The following is a 13,979-nucleotide window of genomic DNA, read 5'->3' as shown; positions in this document are numbered from 1 at the left end:
AAGCGGCTCCCGCGTTGGTGTCTCTCCGACGCGGGGCCGCCCTCTCGGCCGGGGGTGCTGAGGGATCAGCGCCGGGAGCGGAGAAAAGATTCAGACGGTACGCGATCGTTCCTAATGGCTTAAAGAAAAAGCCTAGCCGGTTTGGGGCAAGGCTAAAGTAGATGCTCAATGACCATGGGCACCGGGAGCGTAGAATCGATTCCTCGTTCCTAGTGGCAAAGAAAAAGCCCCGCCTGTCAGGATGGCGGGGCTAAGTCAGAAACAGCCCAGCGCGGTTGGGGAATTCATGGAGGGGTGCGCCGGGCTGTTTTTGCGCCGGGTTCCGGCCGACGCGCACCAAGCTTGATCGAGTTGGCTTCGCGTGTCTGTTCGGCGGCCGACTAAGGAACCAAGCATTCGCGCTATGCGTCTCGACAGATGTTCTCTTGCAGGGCCTTATTCTGCGAGCCACATCCAGCGTTGCGAAAACTAATAGGTTGGCTAGCTTCCGTTTCGCACAATTCAGGCCGGGGTGACGTGATGACGACAGCCGACCAATATCGCGCAAATGCTGACAACTGCGCTGTGATGGCGGAAGCGGCTGAAACCGAACCGAATAAGAATCGCTTTAAGCGAATGGAAGTTGCCTAGCGGCTCTGGCAGAACAGCAGGATTGGTTAGACGGCAAATCGCCGGCCGAGGGGCTGAAGGCGAAGAGCAAATGATCCGCCGGAGTCGGCCTTGGACACCGGAAGACAAAAAGCTGCTGCGCTCACTTGTGGAAAGCGGCGCGTCCGTAACGCTCGTTGCCGCCAAGTTAAACAGAACGATTACCGCAATACAGGTGCGGGCTAAGTTGATGAGAATGCCCTTCAGGAAGATACGGCTGAGGCGAAGCCCAGGTCCTGATTTTTGTTTAAAGAATCCATCCCATTTTTAGAAGGAGGCGCGCATGAAGGCGATCGGCGTCGCGGCAATATTGGTGTGCTTCCTCGCGATGGTTTACTTCGTTTTCGATTATTACCAGCGCGGCCAGATCGGCCAGACGCGGGGAACAACAGCGGACACGCGGTGAGGACAGTTCTTGTGCTCAGGAACAAACGAAAGCATTGGAGCGACGAGGAGGATCGCCCCTTGCTGCAACTGGTGTCGAGCGGTCGATCGATCATGTCTATAGCCGTAGCGCTTAATAGGTCGCAGAAGGCAGTCAGATTGCGGCTTGAGTTTTTGCGCGCCGGAGCGAAACAATTAGATCACCGCCCGCCGAGTGGCGTTTCTTTGTACTGACAGAACTGCGTGGGGATCGTCGTGGCTTTCACATCTCCTGGCCGTTCCCGTTCATCACCCGGCGCCAGTCCGAATAGTCGTAATAGGCGGACCATCGGTAAATCTCAGCATTTGCATTCCCAGCATTCGAAAGTCCCCGATCGACTGGGCGAGCGTCGCACTTGCGAGGCGCGGTACACCAAACCGCTCGGGGAAGGCAAAGATAACGGTAGTCTTAATGCCGAGCGGCTAGCGAGTATGTCATTTGGGCCGACCGATTTCTACAGGCTCGTAATATCGGATAACGATGGCTCGCCTCGCCACCTCCGTTCGGCAGGCTCGCCGTGGCTGTTACACAATCAAAGCGACTGGTGAGTCGCCGCCCGTTAGGAACATTGGTCCCCGACGTGGGCCGGGGAAACCTCAGTTTTATGCTCAGGAACGAACGGAAGCATTGGAGCGACGAGGAGGATCGCCCCTTGCTGCAACTGGTGTCGAGCGGTCGATCGACCATGTCTAGAGCAGCGGCTCTTAATAGGTCACAGAAGGCAGTCAGATTGCGCTTTGAGTTTTTGCGTGCCGGAGCGAAACAATTAGATCAGTCCCCGCGACGAATTCATTGTAGCGGGCGCTACTGTAGGTCATTCGAGCGATTGCGGCGGGATCTTGGGCCCGCGTGAGGCTCTATCGAGCGCGGGATCACCGCCGCCACCTCCAGGCGCACCGCTAGCGGCTCCGCTCTCGCCTGCTCCACCGGCTCCGCTAGGGCCCCGGCTCCAGCACCGCCCGCGCCCTGCCTCAACCCTGCCAGCGCCGGCTCCGCCCGCACCATAGCCACCTGCTCCAAATCCGCCGGCGCCCTGCGCTAGCGCTAGTGAACTACCGAGCGAAAAAACAATCCTGACGAAAGTTTTTGGATTTTCTACCTGGCGCGCTAGGCGCGGTGGAGAGGAAGGGAACCGCTAGCCGCTCACGCTATTTACGAATCGCTCGGCATCAATGCAGAGCGCTTATAAGCTCAACCTGACAGGAGAGTGCTATGCGCAAGAAGCTCTTGACCGCTCTGGTCTGTATCGCCCTTGCTGGCGCGGTGTTGACCTTGGCTGCAAATGAAGCTTCGGCGAGGTTCGGCGGTGGCCGAGGTGGCGGCTTTGCCGCTGGCGGCGGCTTTGCTGGTGGCGGAGGCTTCCGGGGAGGCGGATTTGCGGGCGGCGGATTTCGAGGTGGGATGATCGGGAACAGCGGCTTCCGGGGTGCAGGATTTGCAGGCGGCGGATACCGTGGTGGCTTTGCCGGTGGCGGGTTTAGGAACGTCGGTATTGTAGGACGACCCGGGTGGGGGGTCACAGGCAGACCCGGTTGGGGAGCGGCAGGTCCGATCGCAGGCCGCCCAGGGTGGGGTGCCGCAGGCCGTCCCGCTTGGGGCGGCAGGTGGGCCGGCTACCGTCCGGGTTGGGGTCGCTCGGGTTGGGGAGGATGGGGTTTGCCGGTTGCAGCCGGCATCGTCGCTGCCGGCGCATGGGGTTATCCATATGGCTACTCGGGCTACGATAGCTGCGTGGTCTGGGACGGTTATCAGTACGTGAACGTCTGCTATGAATCGTACGGTTATGCGTACTATTGAGGGCTGATATTGGCGGGCTCACCTCAGCCCGCCACACCTCTTTCCAATTTCTGAGGGTGAGAGCAGAGAGGGTCCCTTGTCCGACGCTCCGGTGGGACCGCAGCCCGCTCGCAGGCAAGGTCGGCACGGTCATCAACGCCGGTCGCCTCGGCTCTACTCGGAGCCACGATGGACAGGAATCTAAACTGACAGCGGCGCAGTTCACCACGTTCGAGCCTGGATAAGCGCCATGGCCTTTTGGGACTCGGGCCAGGCGTATAGCTGACACCGTCGGCGATGGCTGTTTTCCTGATATCTTCGAGCTCCTCGTCCGTGAGATGCTCGATGCCTACGAATGAATTATGCGCGGTGCTAGGCTTGCAGCGCCCCAGCTGTACCTCGGCCGGTAGATGAGAGAGGTTAGAGCGGCCCGAACGGCTGTGTCGCAGCATCGCGAAGTGCCGTTGGCACCAAACGATTTCGGTGCCAGTTTAATTGATCGTGATTTGCTAGCTTCAGCAGTTGCCTCAGGGCGTGCTGTGCCCAACTACACCGTCTGCGCTTGTCCCTCTAAAAACAGGACGTCGGCTTCACAGCGGTTCAGACGGTTCGCAACGCTTGTCTGGGCCGCTTCCGCGCGTCCTTCGAGAGAAGTGCGATGCGGTATCGAATTAATTTGTAATGTCGGGTACCCGACTTTAACCTTGCCTTCGCGCCCGGCCGCATACGAGGGCTCTTGCCGCGATGACGGCCCCGGCGTTAGCCCCGGCGTCGGGGCCGTTTCGGGCAGGGTGCGGCTTAGGCCGACGGAGTGAGGCCGGGCCCTCTGACCATTTGAGTACCACACGCTCGCATGGTGAGGCGACTGACTGGCCCTTCAGACAATATCTAAGCAGCACGCCTGCTTACTTCCATATTCTTTTTGATCTGTTTTCCGGTTTCATCAGCCATTTTCAGCGACAAGTCGGCTATACGACGGCTGCTCTCCAGAGCGGTTTCGATGGTCTCCCGCACCACGTCGGTTTGTACGGCCGCGAGTTCCTGGGGAGTTCGACAGGTCCACAGCTGGTTCATACGGTCCATACTTTTCTCGACGTGATGCCGAACCATCTGAAAGTACTCTCGAGACACCCCATCCATAGCTCTGGCGGCAGCGGTACCTTGTAGAGTATTGTTTGCGCGTTGCGGGCGGAACGTTCCGTTGCCTCTTCCATCCCTTCTCCTGATAAGCCGAGCGTGCGACCAAATTGGTCGGTGGACCGTCCCATGACCGCGGTCGCCGCTTCCAGGCCAAAGCGCAATGCATTCTGTAACGTCTCGGCGTTTTGCTTGAGCAGGTTCGCACTTGCCCGAGCCACTTCCTCCCCGGCATCAGCCGCCGCTTGCCCAACACGCGTCGTTTGATCGGCCGCTGCTTGTCCAATGCGGCTGGTCTGCTCAGCAGCCCGCTCGCCGGCGCGGTGGACCGCATCTTCCATGCCCTGCCTATGTTTATCCTCGCGTGGGTTTGCCATCATTGCTCTCCGATGATTGCAGGTTGACGATTTGCCCCAGCTTCGTGTCGAGCAACGCGATCTGCGTGCGACCGTTCCAGGCCCGCGGGCTTTTTCCATGAGTGCGCGATGCCCCTTAGGAACGACGGCCATATGTCCCGGTTATGCCGCAGGCTGGCTTTTGCTCGGCACACCTGGGTTGCCTATTCACGTCGGGAGGCATAGCAAAAAATGCTCTCTGTTGAACTTGTCTTTGTCGTTATGGTGGGCATGCTTCTTCTAGTGATCGGGAATGTTGCGTTCTCGCTCGTGGCGGAACGACGGAACCCACCTATCGGCAATTTCATCGACTGCGAAGGCGTGCGCCTCCATTACCTGGAGCGTGGTGATAAGACGGCCCCGCCCGTCGTGCTGTTTCATGGCAACGGCTCGCTGCTGCAGGATCTCATCATCAGCGGTCTGGTGGACATGCTTGCTCGCCGCAACCGCGTTCTATGCTTTGATCGGCCGGGCTTTGGTTACAGTCAACGGCCCCGCCCGCGCGTCTGGACTGCGACGTCCCAAGCGGCGCTCTTCGTGAAGGCTCTGCATCAGCTCGGAGTGCGCGATCCTATTGTACTGGGCCATTCATGGGGTGCGCTGGTCGCTACTGCGATCGGATTGCAGGATAGCTACCCCGTCCGGGGTCTTGTGCTTGTGTCCGGCTACTACTTTCCAACGGCGCGCTGGGACTTCTGGATGATGTCCGGTCCCGCGGTGCCGGTGTTGGGTGATATCATGCGCTACACGGTAGCGCCGGTTATCTCATGGGCCATTTTGCCTGCGCTGCTTCGCAAGATATTTGCGCCTCGCTCCGTTCCTGGCAAATTCAAAGATAACTTTCCAGCCGCCCTGACGTGCCGGCCGAAGCAACTGAGAGCGGCCGCCGAGGAAAGCGCGCTTCTCATTCCCGAAGCGACGCGACTTCAGTCGCACTATTCAAGCATTCGGTGCCCAATTCATATTTTTCACGGCGCTGAGGACCACCTCATCGAACCCGAACAGGCGCGACGTCTATACAAAGTACTTCGTCGGTCCAACCTGCACCTCGTGAATGATGCAGAGCACATGGTGACTTATGCCGACGGTGACGCCATTGTGGAGGCTGTCGATAGCCTGAGGGTGGAGCAGCCGATCATCATCTCGTCGCCGCAGGAAGACGCCCGCGCGGACTAAGTAATCGAATGAACGAAGCGAAACCGTTGTTCGGCAACCAGCCCGGGTGCTGGCGCGGCGGGGCGCCGGCGGCCGAAAAGCCGAGGTTACGCAATAATTGCCACCGTATTGATGCCTTGCCGGGCTTGTAGTTGCGTATGAAAAGCCGTCCCCGATCGTCCCGGAGGCGGCTTTTTGTTTTATCCGGGACGCGCGGAGCAACGGCGCCAAAGCTCACCCGACCGTTTCTATTCTCATTTCCAATGGTCCCGATTGGACTGATCGAACACTAGCTGCGCTTGCGCCCGGTCTAAGCATCTTCGGTTCGCATTTTGTGACTGTCGATGTTGACGGTTGGCAGATTACCGACGCGGGCCGGGCGTTTTCTATCGTCACTCGAAACTCCAGCCTCGGCGGCTATGTCCGAAACACCCTCCTGCGGACATGCGCCGCTACCCATTACAGCATACCTCGAACCCACGCCGGAGGCATTACCGCCCCGGTCGGAAGACCAACGCGAGAAGGGCCGGGCTGCCTGAACGACCAATCGGCCAAGTGAGGGCACGACTTCCCCGATTGGCACGAAGTGTCGTTTTGTGCGGCCAAGGCAAAAACGCCCAGCTACACTTTAGTAGCTGAATGCGACCAATCGCCGCGAGAATGAAAGCGCGTGGAAACAACCGTAGTAAAAGCGGCGCAATCTTAATTGCGAGACCCGGCAAACCGGTCCGCTTGTTGGCCATCAGTCCCCGATACCCCGCCTGCGCGACCTGAAATGCGGAGACATTCATCATGTCATGCTCGAATCCAAGTTTAAGCCCGGCGCGCGCTTGAAATTCCGTCGAGACCGAACCTGGACAGAGTGTGGTCACGCGAACTCCAAATGGAGCGAGCTCCAGGCGGAGTGCTTGGCTGAAGGAGAGGACGTAGGCCTTCGACGCATAGTATACTGCCATCCCAGGACCGGGCAGGAAGCCAGCTAGCGAACTCAGGTTAAGGACGCCGCCGCGATGTCGGATCAAGCTATCTGAAAAACGTAATGACAAATCGGTCAAGGCAAAGATGCTGACCGCGATGATGTCGAGTTGTTCTTGTCGATTCAATTCGATCGCGTGGCCGAACAAACCGAATCCAGCATTACAAGCGACACGACTGCATTTGAAGGAAAGTAGACTGCCTCGAGCGGATCCCCAGCTTCAAACAGTATTTGATGCTGCTTGACCTCGACGACCTTCAGATGTGGCGCCAGAAGTGACAAGTCGGCTTGCCGCAGCGAGGCGATAAGAATATTATCGGTGAGAGGCATGACGCTCCTCCTCTGACAGGCGGGAGCGAAAAACTCTCAGCTATCGGCTTACAGTCTAACCGAAGATCAGCTTAAGCAGCGTCCGGTACCTTACATAGTACAATGCATTCCTGCGCAACGGTTTGCCTGGCTCCCCCAGACTTGACAGCGGCCTTCTAAAGAAAGCGCCACCGAATGGGCAGAAGGACTGGGTAATAGGTGCCTGTGCCTAATGATACCTCTCCGTTTGAAGGACCCGACGTGGACCCTGCCTCCTGCACTAGGGGCACCTAATGTGCGTTGATGGTTGAAGAAGCTAAAGATGCACGCTCTCCCCCAACCGCTCGTCAAAGGGCGACCTAGCATCTCCGGATTAGTTGGCGGTCCGCATCGAACGACCCGAGGGTACGCTGCCTTGGCAGCACAGTTACATCGCGAAAAGCAGCACGAGTTGTGGGCGCCCACGGGCACTGCGGGCCGTGATTGCTCTCTGGCTTCAGCAAAATTTGTCTGTTTGCGCCATAGACGCACTGGCCTGTGGTACATTGTACTTTGGTACAGGTGACGCGATCGTGCAAACGTCGTTTTATTACTGGACGGAATGCGAGAAATTACCCGAATAAGATCTCAAGATCGATCTCTTTAGGGTTCGGCCAATGTTTGTACGCTCCACCGCATACCGAACGTCTGGTCCTAATTCGCTTATGGACTTCGGTATGACGACCGGATCAAATTTAATCGTCAGCCTAAATGAATTCACCTACAATAAGGGGACCGAGATTTACGGCGAGAAGGAGCCGGCCGAGTACGTTTATCAAGTCAAAACGGGCGCAGTTCGAACCTATAAATTACTGACGGATGGTCGCCGCCAGATCGGCGCGTTTCACCTGGTCGGCGATATTTTTGGGCTTGAGAACGGAAACGAGCATCGATTGACCGCCGAAGCAGTCGTGAGAACGACCCTCAACCTTATCAAACGACAGAGCCTTGAACTAGTGGCTACGAGTGATCCGGTTGTAACGCGGAACGTCCTCACCATGACCACCCGCAATCTAGGTCCACTTTTGGACCAACCTCACGCCGCACGCATTTTCTCGCGGTCCACCGACGAGAAAACCCACGTCATCGAATGAATGGGTCCTTTACTGCCTTCAGGCACTCCGCCTAAGTGTCGAGAAGCACTTACGGTCAGCTGCCGCCCAGCCTTCACTGGTGGACTTATGCAGTGCCTGCATGAGCCTGTACGCGACATGCTCGGGCGAGTTTTCGCCCATGTGGTACGGGTGCGGCGTCTGCCGCATTCACCTAGGGAACAAGTGGCATGATCGGCGTTGGACGTCCCGTCTGGAGGAAACCGGTCATTTGGAAACGGCCTCAGCGTCCCTAACCCCCGATGCTGGGGCCGTTTCTTTTTGCGGCAGGGATCAGGCGAACAGCTCCGCGCAGTCCGGCCGGCGGAGAAAGCTTTTGGCTGCTCTGATGTCCCTGGCGCAAGAGCCACAGACGAACGAAAGAGGCCGCCTACTGAGGCCGCCTCTTGGTGCGCACTTGAGGGAGGAGGACTCAGTGCGTCGCGACTAATGCCACCATCCCGAATGCAAATAGGGTGGCGACGACCAGAGACCAGAGTGTTATTGCGATCTGATGTAATGCCCGCAGAACGCATGAGTTCCAACGGATGCGGCCTTACTGCACTTGATGCTCAGCCGGATCACGAAACGGTCCCCGCTCCAAAGTTCAATATCGTAGCCGTCTACGAGCTGCTTGGCCCGAACAACAGCCTCGCTATCGTCGGCGCATCTGAACGCGCGGGACGCGGTCTTTGGCCGTCTTGGCCGATCGTATACGCCCGGTACTCGTTCCCTTCGGCGAACCCAGTCCGGGAGATGAAAGCCAGGCGTTCACGCGTGCAGCCGTTTCGGCTTGGCGCGCCTGGCGCAATAGAAGTTCCCTGGCGAGGCTACCGGTGGGTTCTTTCTCGGCGGCTTCTTTGAATTTAATGGCCTCTTCGGCTAGGGGCGGCTTTCTCGCGCAGCTAGGCGCGTCTTCCGCGGTAGCTTGCGTTTTTCTAGCTGGCGGCGCGATTGAAGCGACAGTTTCAACTTGTGGGCCTTAGTCATTATCGCCCACGGAGCGATCAGTCACCTCAGCTATCATTGAGGGCGAATACTCACCTTTGAAGAGCGGCTAAGGGGCTTGGCAAATCGCTGGATCAAGGCTTCCTCATAAGGCTGCAAATCCCGCCGTCCAAACCAAAACAGTCGCTTGGTGCTCCATTACCTCGGTGGCAGCTTTCTGCGAACGAGCGGCCGCGATCTGGGTTCTGAGCAATTCTTGATTCAGAAGGCGTTCTCGCCGGCGGGGCCTCTTAATCCGGTGCTGTCCTGATTAGGACACTCACACTTCCAAATTAGGACACGGGATAGGCCATATCGGATGGTGAGCTTCTGAGCAGGGGGGCACTTGGAAGGGGCCGCAGCCATGGGCCATGGCTGGGGCCTTTTCGTTTGGCAGCGCGCGCGCTTGTAAATTAGGACCCCCTCGAAAGCCAACGCCGCCCGATTGGAATATGGTCGCTTGGACGGCGTTGTATTCCCCTGGTCGGGCGCAATCCCGGCAGCCCAAGCGTACAAATGCTGTGCCACAGTCATGTGACGCCACCCTCGGTTTTTTAAAAATCGGGTGACACCCGCGCTTGGGACACTAGGGGTTAAATACGGACAGTACCCGCGAAGCGGGTGCTGTCCTAATTCCTCTTAGTTCAGTGAAACCGGGTCCCCTGAGAATTGGGATCGGCGATGTTTTGGGCAATCGCTTCATCCACTCTTTGAGTCAGTCGGAATAGGGCCCCGAAGCTTTCAGCGATGTGGAGCCAAGCAGCCCTGTTTTTCTCGTTCGTTGCCTGCCGGGCATATTCATAGGCCGCTAGGGTCCGTCGCCAGTATTCGGCGTTATTGTCCATGTCAGAATTCACAATTGGAAAAAACGTCAATGTCATTAAAACTGTTGTACCCGCGACCGCCGGTCAATCCCCCGTCCGGGGTATTTCAAACAGGCCGCTGCCAGTACCCAAGGCTACCTTGCTGCCTTGCTCTGTTCCGGAGTCAACCGGCGTGGGCTTTGTGGCGATCCTTGACCCACCGTCTTCATATCTTGATACCAATTCCAGAAGCCGCCCCTTAATAAAGGGGTCCTTAGCTCTCTCTGCTAATTCCCGCACTGTTCGGGCGCGCTCTTTCTTAAATTCCTCGTCTAACATAACTTCACCTCAACTTACTCACGCGGCATCAGATCGGCCAAATGATCATCGCGATCAGATAGGCTATCCCGCCGCAAATGATGAGCAGGCCAACAATCAAGAGCGTTCGATCGCTCATTTACCCTTCGCCTTCAGCCCCAGATCTACAAGCAGGGCTGGCTGCTTTGCTCGTTTTCTGTAACGCCGTTGCAATCGAGCATAGACAGCTTGGCGTGTTCGATTCAGTTCAACAGCTATCTCGGCGGCTTCCTTTCCGGCATCGAGAAGCTCATCAAGCTTCTGCTCCTCTTCGGAGGTCCAACGCCGTCTCGCTGGACTCGGAGCTGTCATTTCTTTGCCTTGGGCTGGGCTTTTGTGGGCGGTGGCGCTGCAGCCTCGCGCTCCAGCCGCTCGGCCTTGAGACGCTCGCGGTTTTTTGAGAACGCCTTTTGCGCGATCTCGTGCTCGGTCATTGCCTTTTCGGCGTCGACTTGGCGGAATGCCTTCCGCGCTTCGCGCTCGGCTTTGCTGACCGGCTTCTGTGGTTCAACTTTGCCCGGTGCCTTCGTCATTTTCTTAGCCTTCAGCCAAGATTTCGACCAGCCGGAGTTTTCCGCAACCAGAGTGCGCGCGCAAGCAATAAGGCGCGTGACGCGCAGGGTTCAAAAGTGAACAGACGGCCCAGGAACGGCGCGCTTAACTAGACTCGATTGCTTCTAGCTACGTGTTACTTGCGTTCCGCCCGGCATGTTGCCGGGCTTTTCGCAGGAAGGAACGGCCTTGCCTATGTCAGGTCGCGCCGTGAGCGGAAGAAGATCGAAATGCTGTTCGCGCATCTGAAGCGCATCCTGCGCCTCGATCGGCTCAGGCTGAGAGGTCCATTTGGTGCTCAGGACGAGTTCCTGCTGGCTGCCACCGCCCAGAACCTCCGAAAACTGGCAAAGCTGATCCCGCTGCCTGGCCCAATGCCGGCCTGAGAGCAAACAAACTCACGTGCGCCCTGATTCCTTGCAACATCCCAAACATTTGGGACGCCGACTTCTTCAACACAATCGGCACATTTGAGACGTGCTGACCGTTCGCGACGATGTCCGTTTCTAAGACCGGAAGTCCTCGCAGATCAGGTTGAACTTCCCATGATCGAAACAATTAAGCCCTCTCAGTAAGCCGTCCCAGGGGTGGGCGGGCAGCGTCCAAATTGTTGAACAGACCGCACCGACTGCGCCGAACCGACCCGTCTTGATTGAACGTAAGCACCGCTTCCACAATCTCATCCGACACCCGGAAGTGCAGAACAACTTCGCTCCCGTACCACTGTAAATCTGTGACTTCGCCGGCAGGTGTTTCAACGAGCCGTTCACGCCAGCACGCTGTGATGGTGTGCGTGCCGAGTAGTTCTTTTTGCTTGCTGATGAATCCTGGCGCGCGGATCACCCTGCAACACGTAGCGCAAAAGGCCCGGTGAGGGATGAGGACCACCCCGGGCCTCTGGCGTTTCGCTCGTCGGCTGTGAGGTCAGGGTTGCTGGGTGCAGCCATAACCCGACGAAATGCTTCACGCAGACGACCGGAAGCTGAGTCGGGTGTTAAAAATGTGGCGCGAAGGGTTACGTCGAAATGTCGCGACGACATCGATCATCCCGGCGCTATCCTGCGCTCGTAGATCGGGACAGTGGCGTTGAGAGGACCCTTTCAGTTGCATGTCACGATGCGCCGGAATGCAGGAGCAGTGCGCTTGAAATCGGTTGAGAGTGCCAAGTGACGGTGGCGATCCCGCTGACATCAGTGCAGCAGACGATAGCTGACGGCGTATGGCTGTCCACCATCGCGAAAGACGATCAAGATTGGTCACGCCGTCACCAGAGGGGACGTTACGGACGTTGGTTAGGCGTGAAGCATTTGTCTGGTCTGGCTTTCCATTCTCGAACTCGACACGCTGCGATCCGACGTTGCCGTTCATCGTTTCAAACTTCGCTCCCTTACGCTCCTCCACGGTGGTGTCTCCCCTTAGGGCTGCGGAAGCGCCAGAACTTGGGGCCCAGGCCTTCTGGCTGACTTTCGGGGAGTATGGATTTTCTAGTTGGCGCAGTGGGGTGGAGACCAAGGGAACCTCTAGCCGCTCACGCAATTTATGAATCGCTCGGCATCACTGGGGTCGGGGATTGGGTTGGCCGATTGCGGCCGGCATCGTTGCTGCCGGCGCATGGGTTATCCGTATGGCTACTCGGGCTACGACAGCTGCGTGCTGGGACGGTTATCAGTACGTGAACGTCTGCTATGAATCGTGCGGTTATACGTACTATTGAGGTCTGATATTGGCGGGCTCACCTCCTTGCCGATCACCTTGTGGCGGCCAGCCCGCCACACCTCTTTCCAACCTCTGAGGGGTGAGAGGAGAACGCGTCTAAAGGATCGCGCATGAGCGCTGATGCACGTGGCCTTAGAGCAAGTCGAGACTAGGATTGGTTGTTGCCCAGCACGGTCGATACATCTCTTGCAAGGGCCTTCCGCTCAAAAAAATCGTGTGAGGACTCAATCCACCTCTGCGAGTGATCCAGCGTCGCACCGGCCTCGGATAGGTCGAGTATAGCATCAAGGTTGCTTCGGGATCGGTGAAGGTACGCCCGTCGGCACCGTAATTCCAGGCCGCATGGAACCCAAGCCTCGCGCGTGAGGTTACGCAAATCCTGTCGGAAGGAAGTGCACTGAGAACCATGGTGCACGCCGAGGCACAGAGACCATCGATAATCACGGATTCGCCCGACGAAGCGAGGCGATCGTACTTCAGGATGTAAGCCGCGATCAAGCCGCCTCGATCATTCTTAATGCGCACTGCAGACCTTGCCTCTGACAGACTCACAAAGAAAAGAACCGCTACAAGGACCCCCGTCGCATACTTCATGTCCCACCCCTCGAGTTCGAGCAAACCGAATCTTTGCGTGATGCGCGAAGCTGGGACAAAGCTCGTTCAGGTTCGTGGCATTATCTGGGCACAGGACGCGGCCTCATCGAAAGCATCCTTGACCCGCCTAGCCGGTTTCGGCGGATTGAACCATGGCTTTATTAGGCTGGTGTAGCAGCTGCCATTAGACAGCCGATCCTAAGCCGGTCCCTACGAGAGAATGAGAAAGATGGCAGGCCCGATCACTTCGCGGGCAATTGTCTTCAAAGATTGCGACCCTCACGCCGCGTGAACGAGAAGTATTAGTGGGTGTGGTCGCGGGACGCTTAAATAAGCAGATCGCAGCCGAATTTGGCACGGTCGAAAAAACCATCAAGGTTCATCGCGGGAGAATGATGCAGAAATTCGCACCCTTCGACCTCGTTCGGATGACCAGTAAACTTAGGTGCAAGCCGGTGCTCGGCCTAACGCTGGCCGCCGCGCGCCAGGCCACCGGCGCAGGGCCGCCTCAATACGGATTAGTAGCGCGGGCAAACCCAGTTGCCGTAGGTATCGTAGCCGCAGCCGCCACCGTAATAGGCCCCTGCCGCAGCCGCGCCAACGGCAGCCGCGCCGACCGCCGCCGCGCCGTAGCCCCGACGATATCCGTATCCGCCGTAACCGTAGCGACCGCCGCGCACTGCGACAGCGCCACCCCGCGCGCCTCGAACCGCTACCGCGCCGCCGCGGTAACCTCGGCCTGCAACAGCGCCGCCGCGATAGCCGCCACCATGAAATCCGCCACCACCACCACCACGGAAGCCACCACCGCCGCGACCGCGAACATCGGCAGGGTCTGGGATCAAACTGGCGGTGAGCAGAACGAGTGCTGCTGGAGCAGCGAGAATATAGCGAAGCATGACTGATCTTCTTTCTACATACCCAGCCGAGACGGAAATCGTTGCGCTGTCAGAGTGGGGCGTTGATGTAGATCAACGGAACTGGATCGCTCGACCGTGGTCCGCTCAAACAAATGCGAAT

Annotated in this window: 9 protein-coding genes and 4 pseudogenes; 7 read left to right on the top strand and 6 right to left on the bottom strand. The window is 57.9% G+C overall.

Features of this window, described 5'->3' with window-relative positions; genetic code table 11:
- Positions 1 to 931: 931 nt before the first annotated feature.
- Together ABIE49_RS12775 and ABIE49_RS12770 are read left to right on the top strand one after the other, a co-directional pair.
- Positions 932 to 1,054: a hypothetical protein gene (locus ABIE49_RS12775; protein WP_354066801.1), complete on the top strand. Its 123-nt coding sequence runs from the start codon at positions 932 to 934 to the stop codon at positions 1,052 to 1,054.
- 1,300 nt (positions 1,055 to 2,354) lie between these two features.
- Entirely contained in the window at positions 2,355 to 2,477 is a 123-nt protein-coding gene (locus tag ABIE49_RS12770) for a hypothetical protein (RefSeq protein ID WP_354066800.1), read from the top strand.
- Between the two features lie 1,259 nt (positions 2,478 to 3,736).
- Here the strand turns inward: ABIE49_RS12770 and ABIE49_RS12765 are convergent.
- Together ABIE49_RS12765 and ABIE49_RS12760 are read right to left on the bottom strand one after the other, a co-directional pair.
- Positions 3,737 to 3,958 carry a phasin family protein gene (locus tag ABIE49_RS12765; RefSeq protein ID WP_354066799.1) on the bottom strand — a complete coding sequence of 74 codons (222 nt, stop codon included), beginning with the start codon at positions 3,956 to 3,958 and terminating at the stop codon, positions 3,737 to 3,739.
- Complete coding sequence (locus tag ABIE49_RS12760) at positions 3,919 to 4,362, bottom strand: hypothetical protein (protein ID WP_354066798.1); 444 nt, start codon at positions 4,360 to 4,362, stop codon at positions 3,919 to 3,921. Before ABIE49_RS12760 ends, ABIE49_RS12765 begins: the two co-directional genes overlap by 40 nt.
- Before the next feature lie 210 nt (positions 4,363 to 4,572).
- On the opposite strand from ABIE49_RS12760, the gene ABIE49_RS12755 reads away from it, so the two are divergent.
- Positions 4,573 to 5,556, top strand: a complete 984-nt coding sequence (locus ABIE49_RS12755) for an alpha/beta fold hydrolase (RefSeq protein WP_192740748.1) — start codon at positions 4,573 to 4,575, stop codon at positions 5,554 to 5,556.
- A 611-nt stretch (positions 5,557 to 6,167) separates the two neighbouring features.
- Here ABIE49_RS12755 and ABIE49_RS12750 read toward each other — a convergent pair.
- Positions 6,168 to 6,674 (bottom strand): annotated as a pseudogene (locus ABIE49_RS12750) (SDR family NAD(P)-dependent oxidoreductase); the annotation flags it as partial.
- On the bottom strand, positions 6,635 to 6,841 hold the full coding sequence (locus ABIE49_RS12745) for a cyclic nucleotide-binding domain-containing protein (protein ID WP_192740746.1): 207 nt from the start codon (positions 6,839 to 6,841) through the stop codon (positions 6,635 to 6,637). The pseudogene ABIE49_RS12750 and the gene ABIE49_RS12745, both read right to left, overlap by 40 nt.
- Before the next feature lie 635 nt (positions 6,842 to 7,476).
- Here ABIE49_RS12745 and ABIE49_RS12740 point away from each other — a divergent pair.
- Positions 7,477 to 7,875, top strand: a pseudogene (locus ABIE49_RS12740) (cyclic nucleotide-binding domain-containing protein); the annotation flags it as partial.
- A gap of 1,706 nt (positions 7,876 to 9,581) precedes the next feature.
- Here ABIE49_RS12740 and ABIE49_RS12735 read toward each other — a convergent pair.
- Both ABIE49_RS12735 and ABIE49_RS12730 read right to left on the bottom strand, forming a co-directional pair.
- Positions 9,582 to 9,782: a hypothetical protein gene (locus ABIE49_RS12735; RefSeq protein ID WP_192740744.1), complete on the bottom strand. Its 201-nt coding sequence runs from the start codon at positions 9,780 to 9,782 to the stop codon at positions 9,582 to 9,584.
- A gap of 623 nt (positions 9,783 to 10,405) precedes the next feature.
- Complete coding sequence (locus ABIE49_RS12730; RefSeq protein ID WP_192740743.1) at positions 10,406 to 10,630, bottom strand: hypothetical protein; 225 nt, start codon at positions 10,628 to 10,630, stop codon at positions 10,406 to 10,408.
- A gap of 213 nt (positions 10,631 to 10,843) precedes the next feature.
- On the opposite strand from ABIE49_RS12730, the pseudogene ABIE49_RS12725 reads away from it, so the two are divergent.
- The 3 genes and pseudogenes from ABIE49_RS12725 to ABIE49_RS12710 all read left to right on the top strand — a co-directional run.
- Positions 10,844 to 11,035 (top strand): annotated as a pseudogene (locus ABIE49_RS12725) (transposase); the annotation flags it as partial.
- A 2,181-nt stretch (positions 11,036 to 13,216) separates the two neighbouring features.
- Positions 13,217 to 13,354, top strand: a pseudogene (locus tag ABIE49_RS12715) (LuxR C-terminal-related transcriptional regulator); the annotation flags it as partial.
- Positions 13,355 to 13,864: a hypothetical protein gene (locus ABIE49_RS12710; protein ID WP_354067741.1), complete on the top strand. Its 510-nt coding sequence runs from the start codon at positions 13,355 to 13,357 to the stop codon at positions 13,862 to 13,864.
- Positions 13,865 to 13,979 lie beyond the last annotated feature (115 nt).

This window comes from Bradyrhizobium sp. OAE829 (assembly GCF_040546575.1).
In the GTDB taxonomy this organism is placed as follows: Bacteria; Pseudomonadota; Alphaproteobacteria; order Rhizobiales; family Xanthobacteraceae; genus Bradyrhizobium.
The sequence above is the reverse complement of the archived record's forward strand: the minus strand, read 5'-3'. Positions and strand labels throughout refer to the sequence as shown.

What these genes read in the sequence shown, in the direction of transcription:
- ABIE49_RS12765 (WP_354066799.1), bottom strand. Translation starts at nt 3,958, where the DNA reads ATGGTTCGGCATCACGTCGAGAAAAGTATGGACCGTATGAACCAGCTG.
- ABIE49_RS12735 (WP_192740744.1), bottom strand. Translation starts at nt 9,782, where the DNA reads ATGGACAATAACGCCGAATACTGGCGACGGACCCTAGCGGCCTATGAA.
- ABIE49_RS12745 (WP_192740746.1), bottom strand. Translation starts at nt 6,841, where the DNA reads ATGCCTCTCACCGATAATATTCTTATCGCCTCGCTGCGGCAAGCCGAC.
- ABIE49_RS12755 (WP_192740748.1), top strand. Translation starts at nt 4,573, where the DNA reads ATGCTCTCTGTTGAACTTGTCTTTGTCGTTATGGTGGGCATGCTTCTT.
- ABIE49_RS12770 (WP_354066800.1), top strand. Translation starts at nt 2,355, where the DNA reads ATGAAGCTTCGGCGAGGTTCGGCGGTGGCCGAGGTGGCGGCTTTGCCG.
- ABIE49_RS12775 (WP_354066801.1), top strand. Translation starts at nt 932, where the DNA reads ATGAAGGCGATCGGCGTCGCGGCAATATTGGTGTGCTTCCTCGCGATG.
- ABIE49_RS12730 (WP_192740743.1), bottom strand. Translation starts at nt 10,630, where the DNA reads ATGACGAAGGCACCGGGCAAAGTTGAACCACAGAAGCCGGTCAGCAAA.
- ABIE49_RS12710 (WP_354067741.1), top strand. Translation starts at nt 13,355, where the DNA reads ATGCAGAAATTCGCACCCTTCGACCTCGTTCGGATGACCAGTAAACTT.
- ABIE49_RS12760 (WP_354066798.1), bottom strand. Translation starts at nt 4,362, where the DNA reads ATGGCAAACCCACGCGAGGATAAACATAGGCAGGGCATGGAAGATGCG.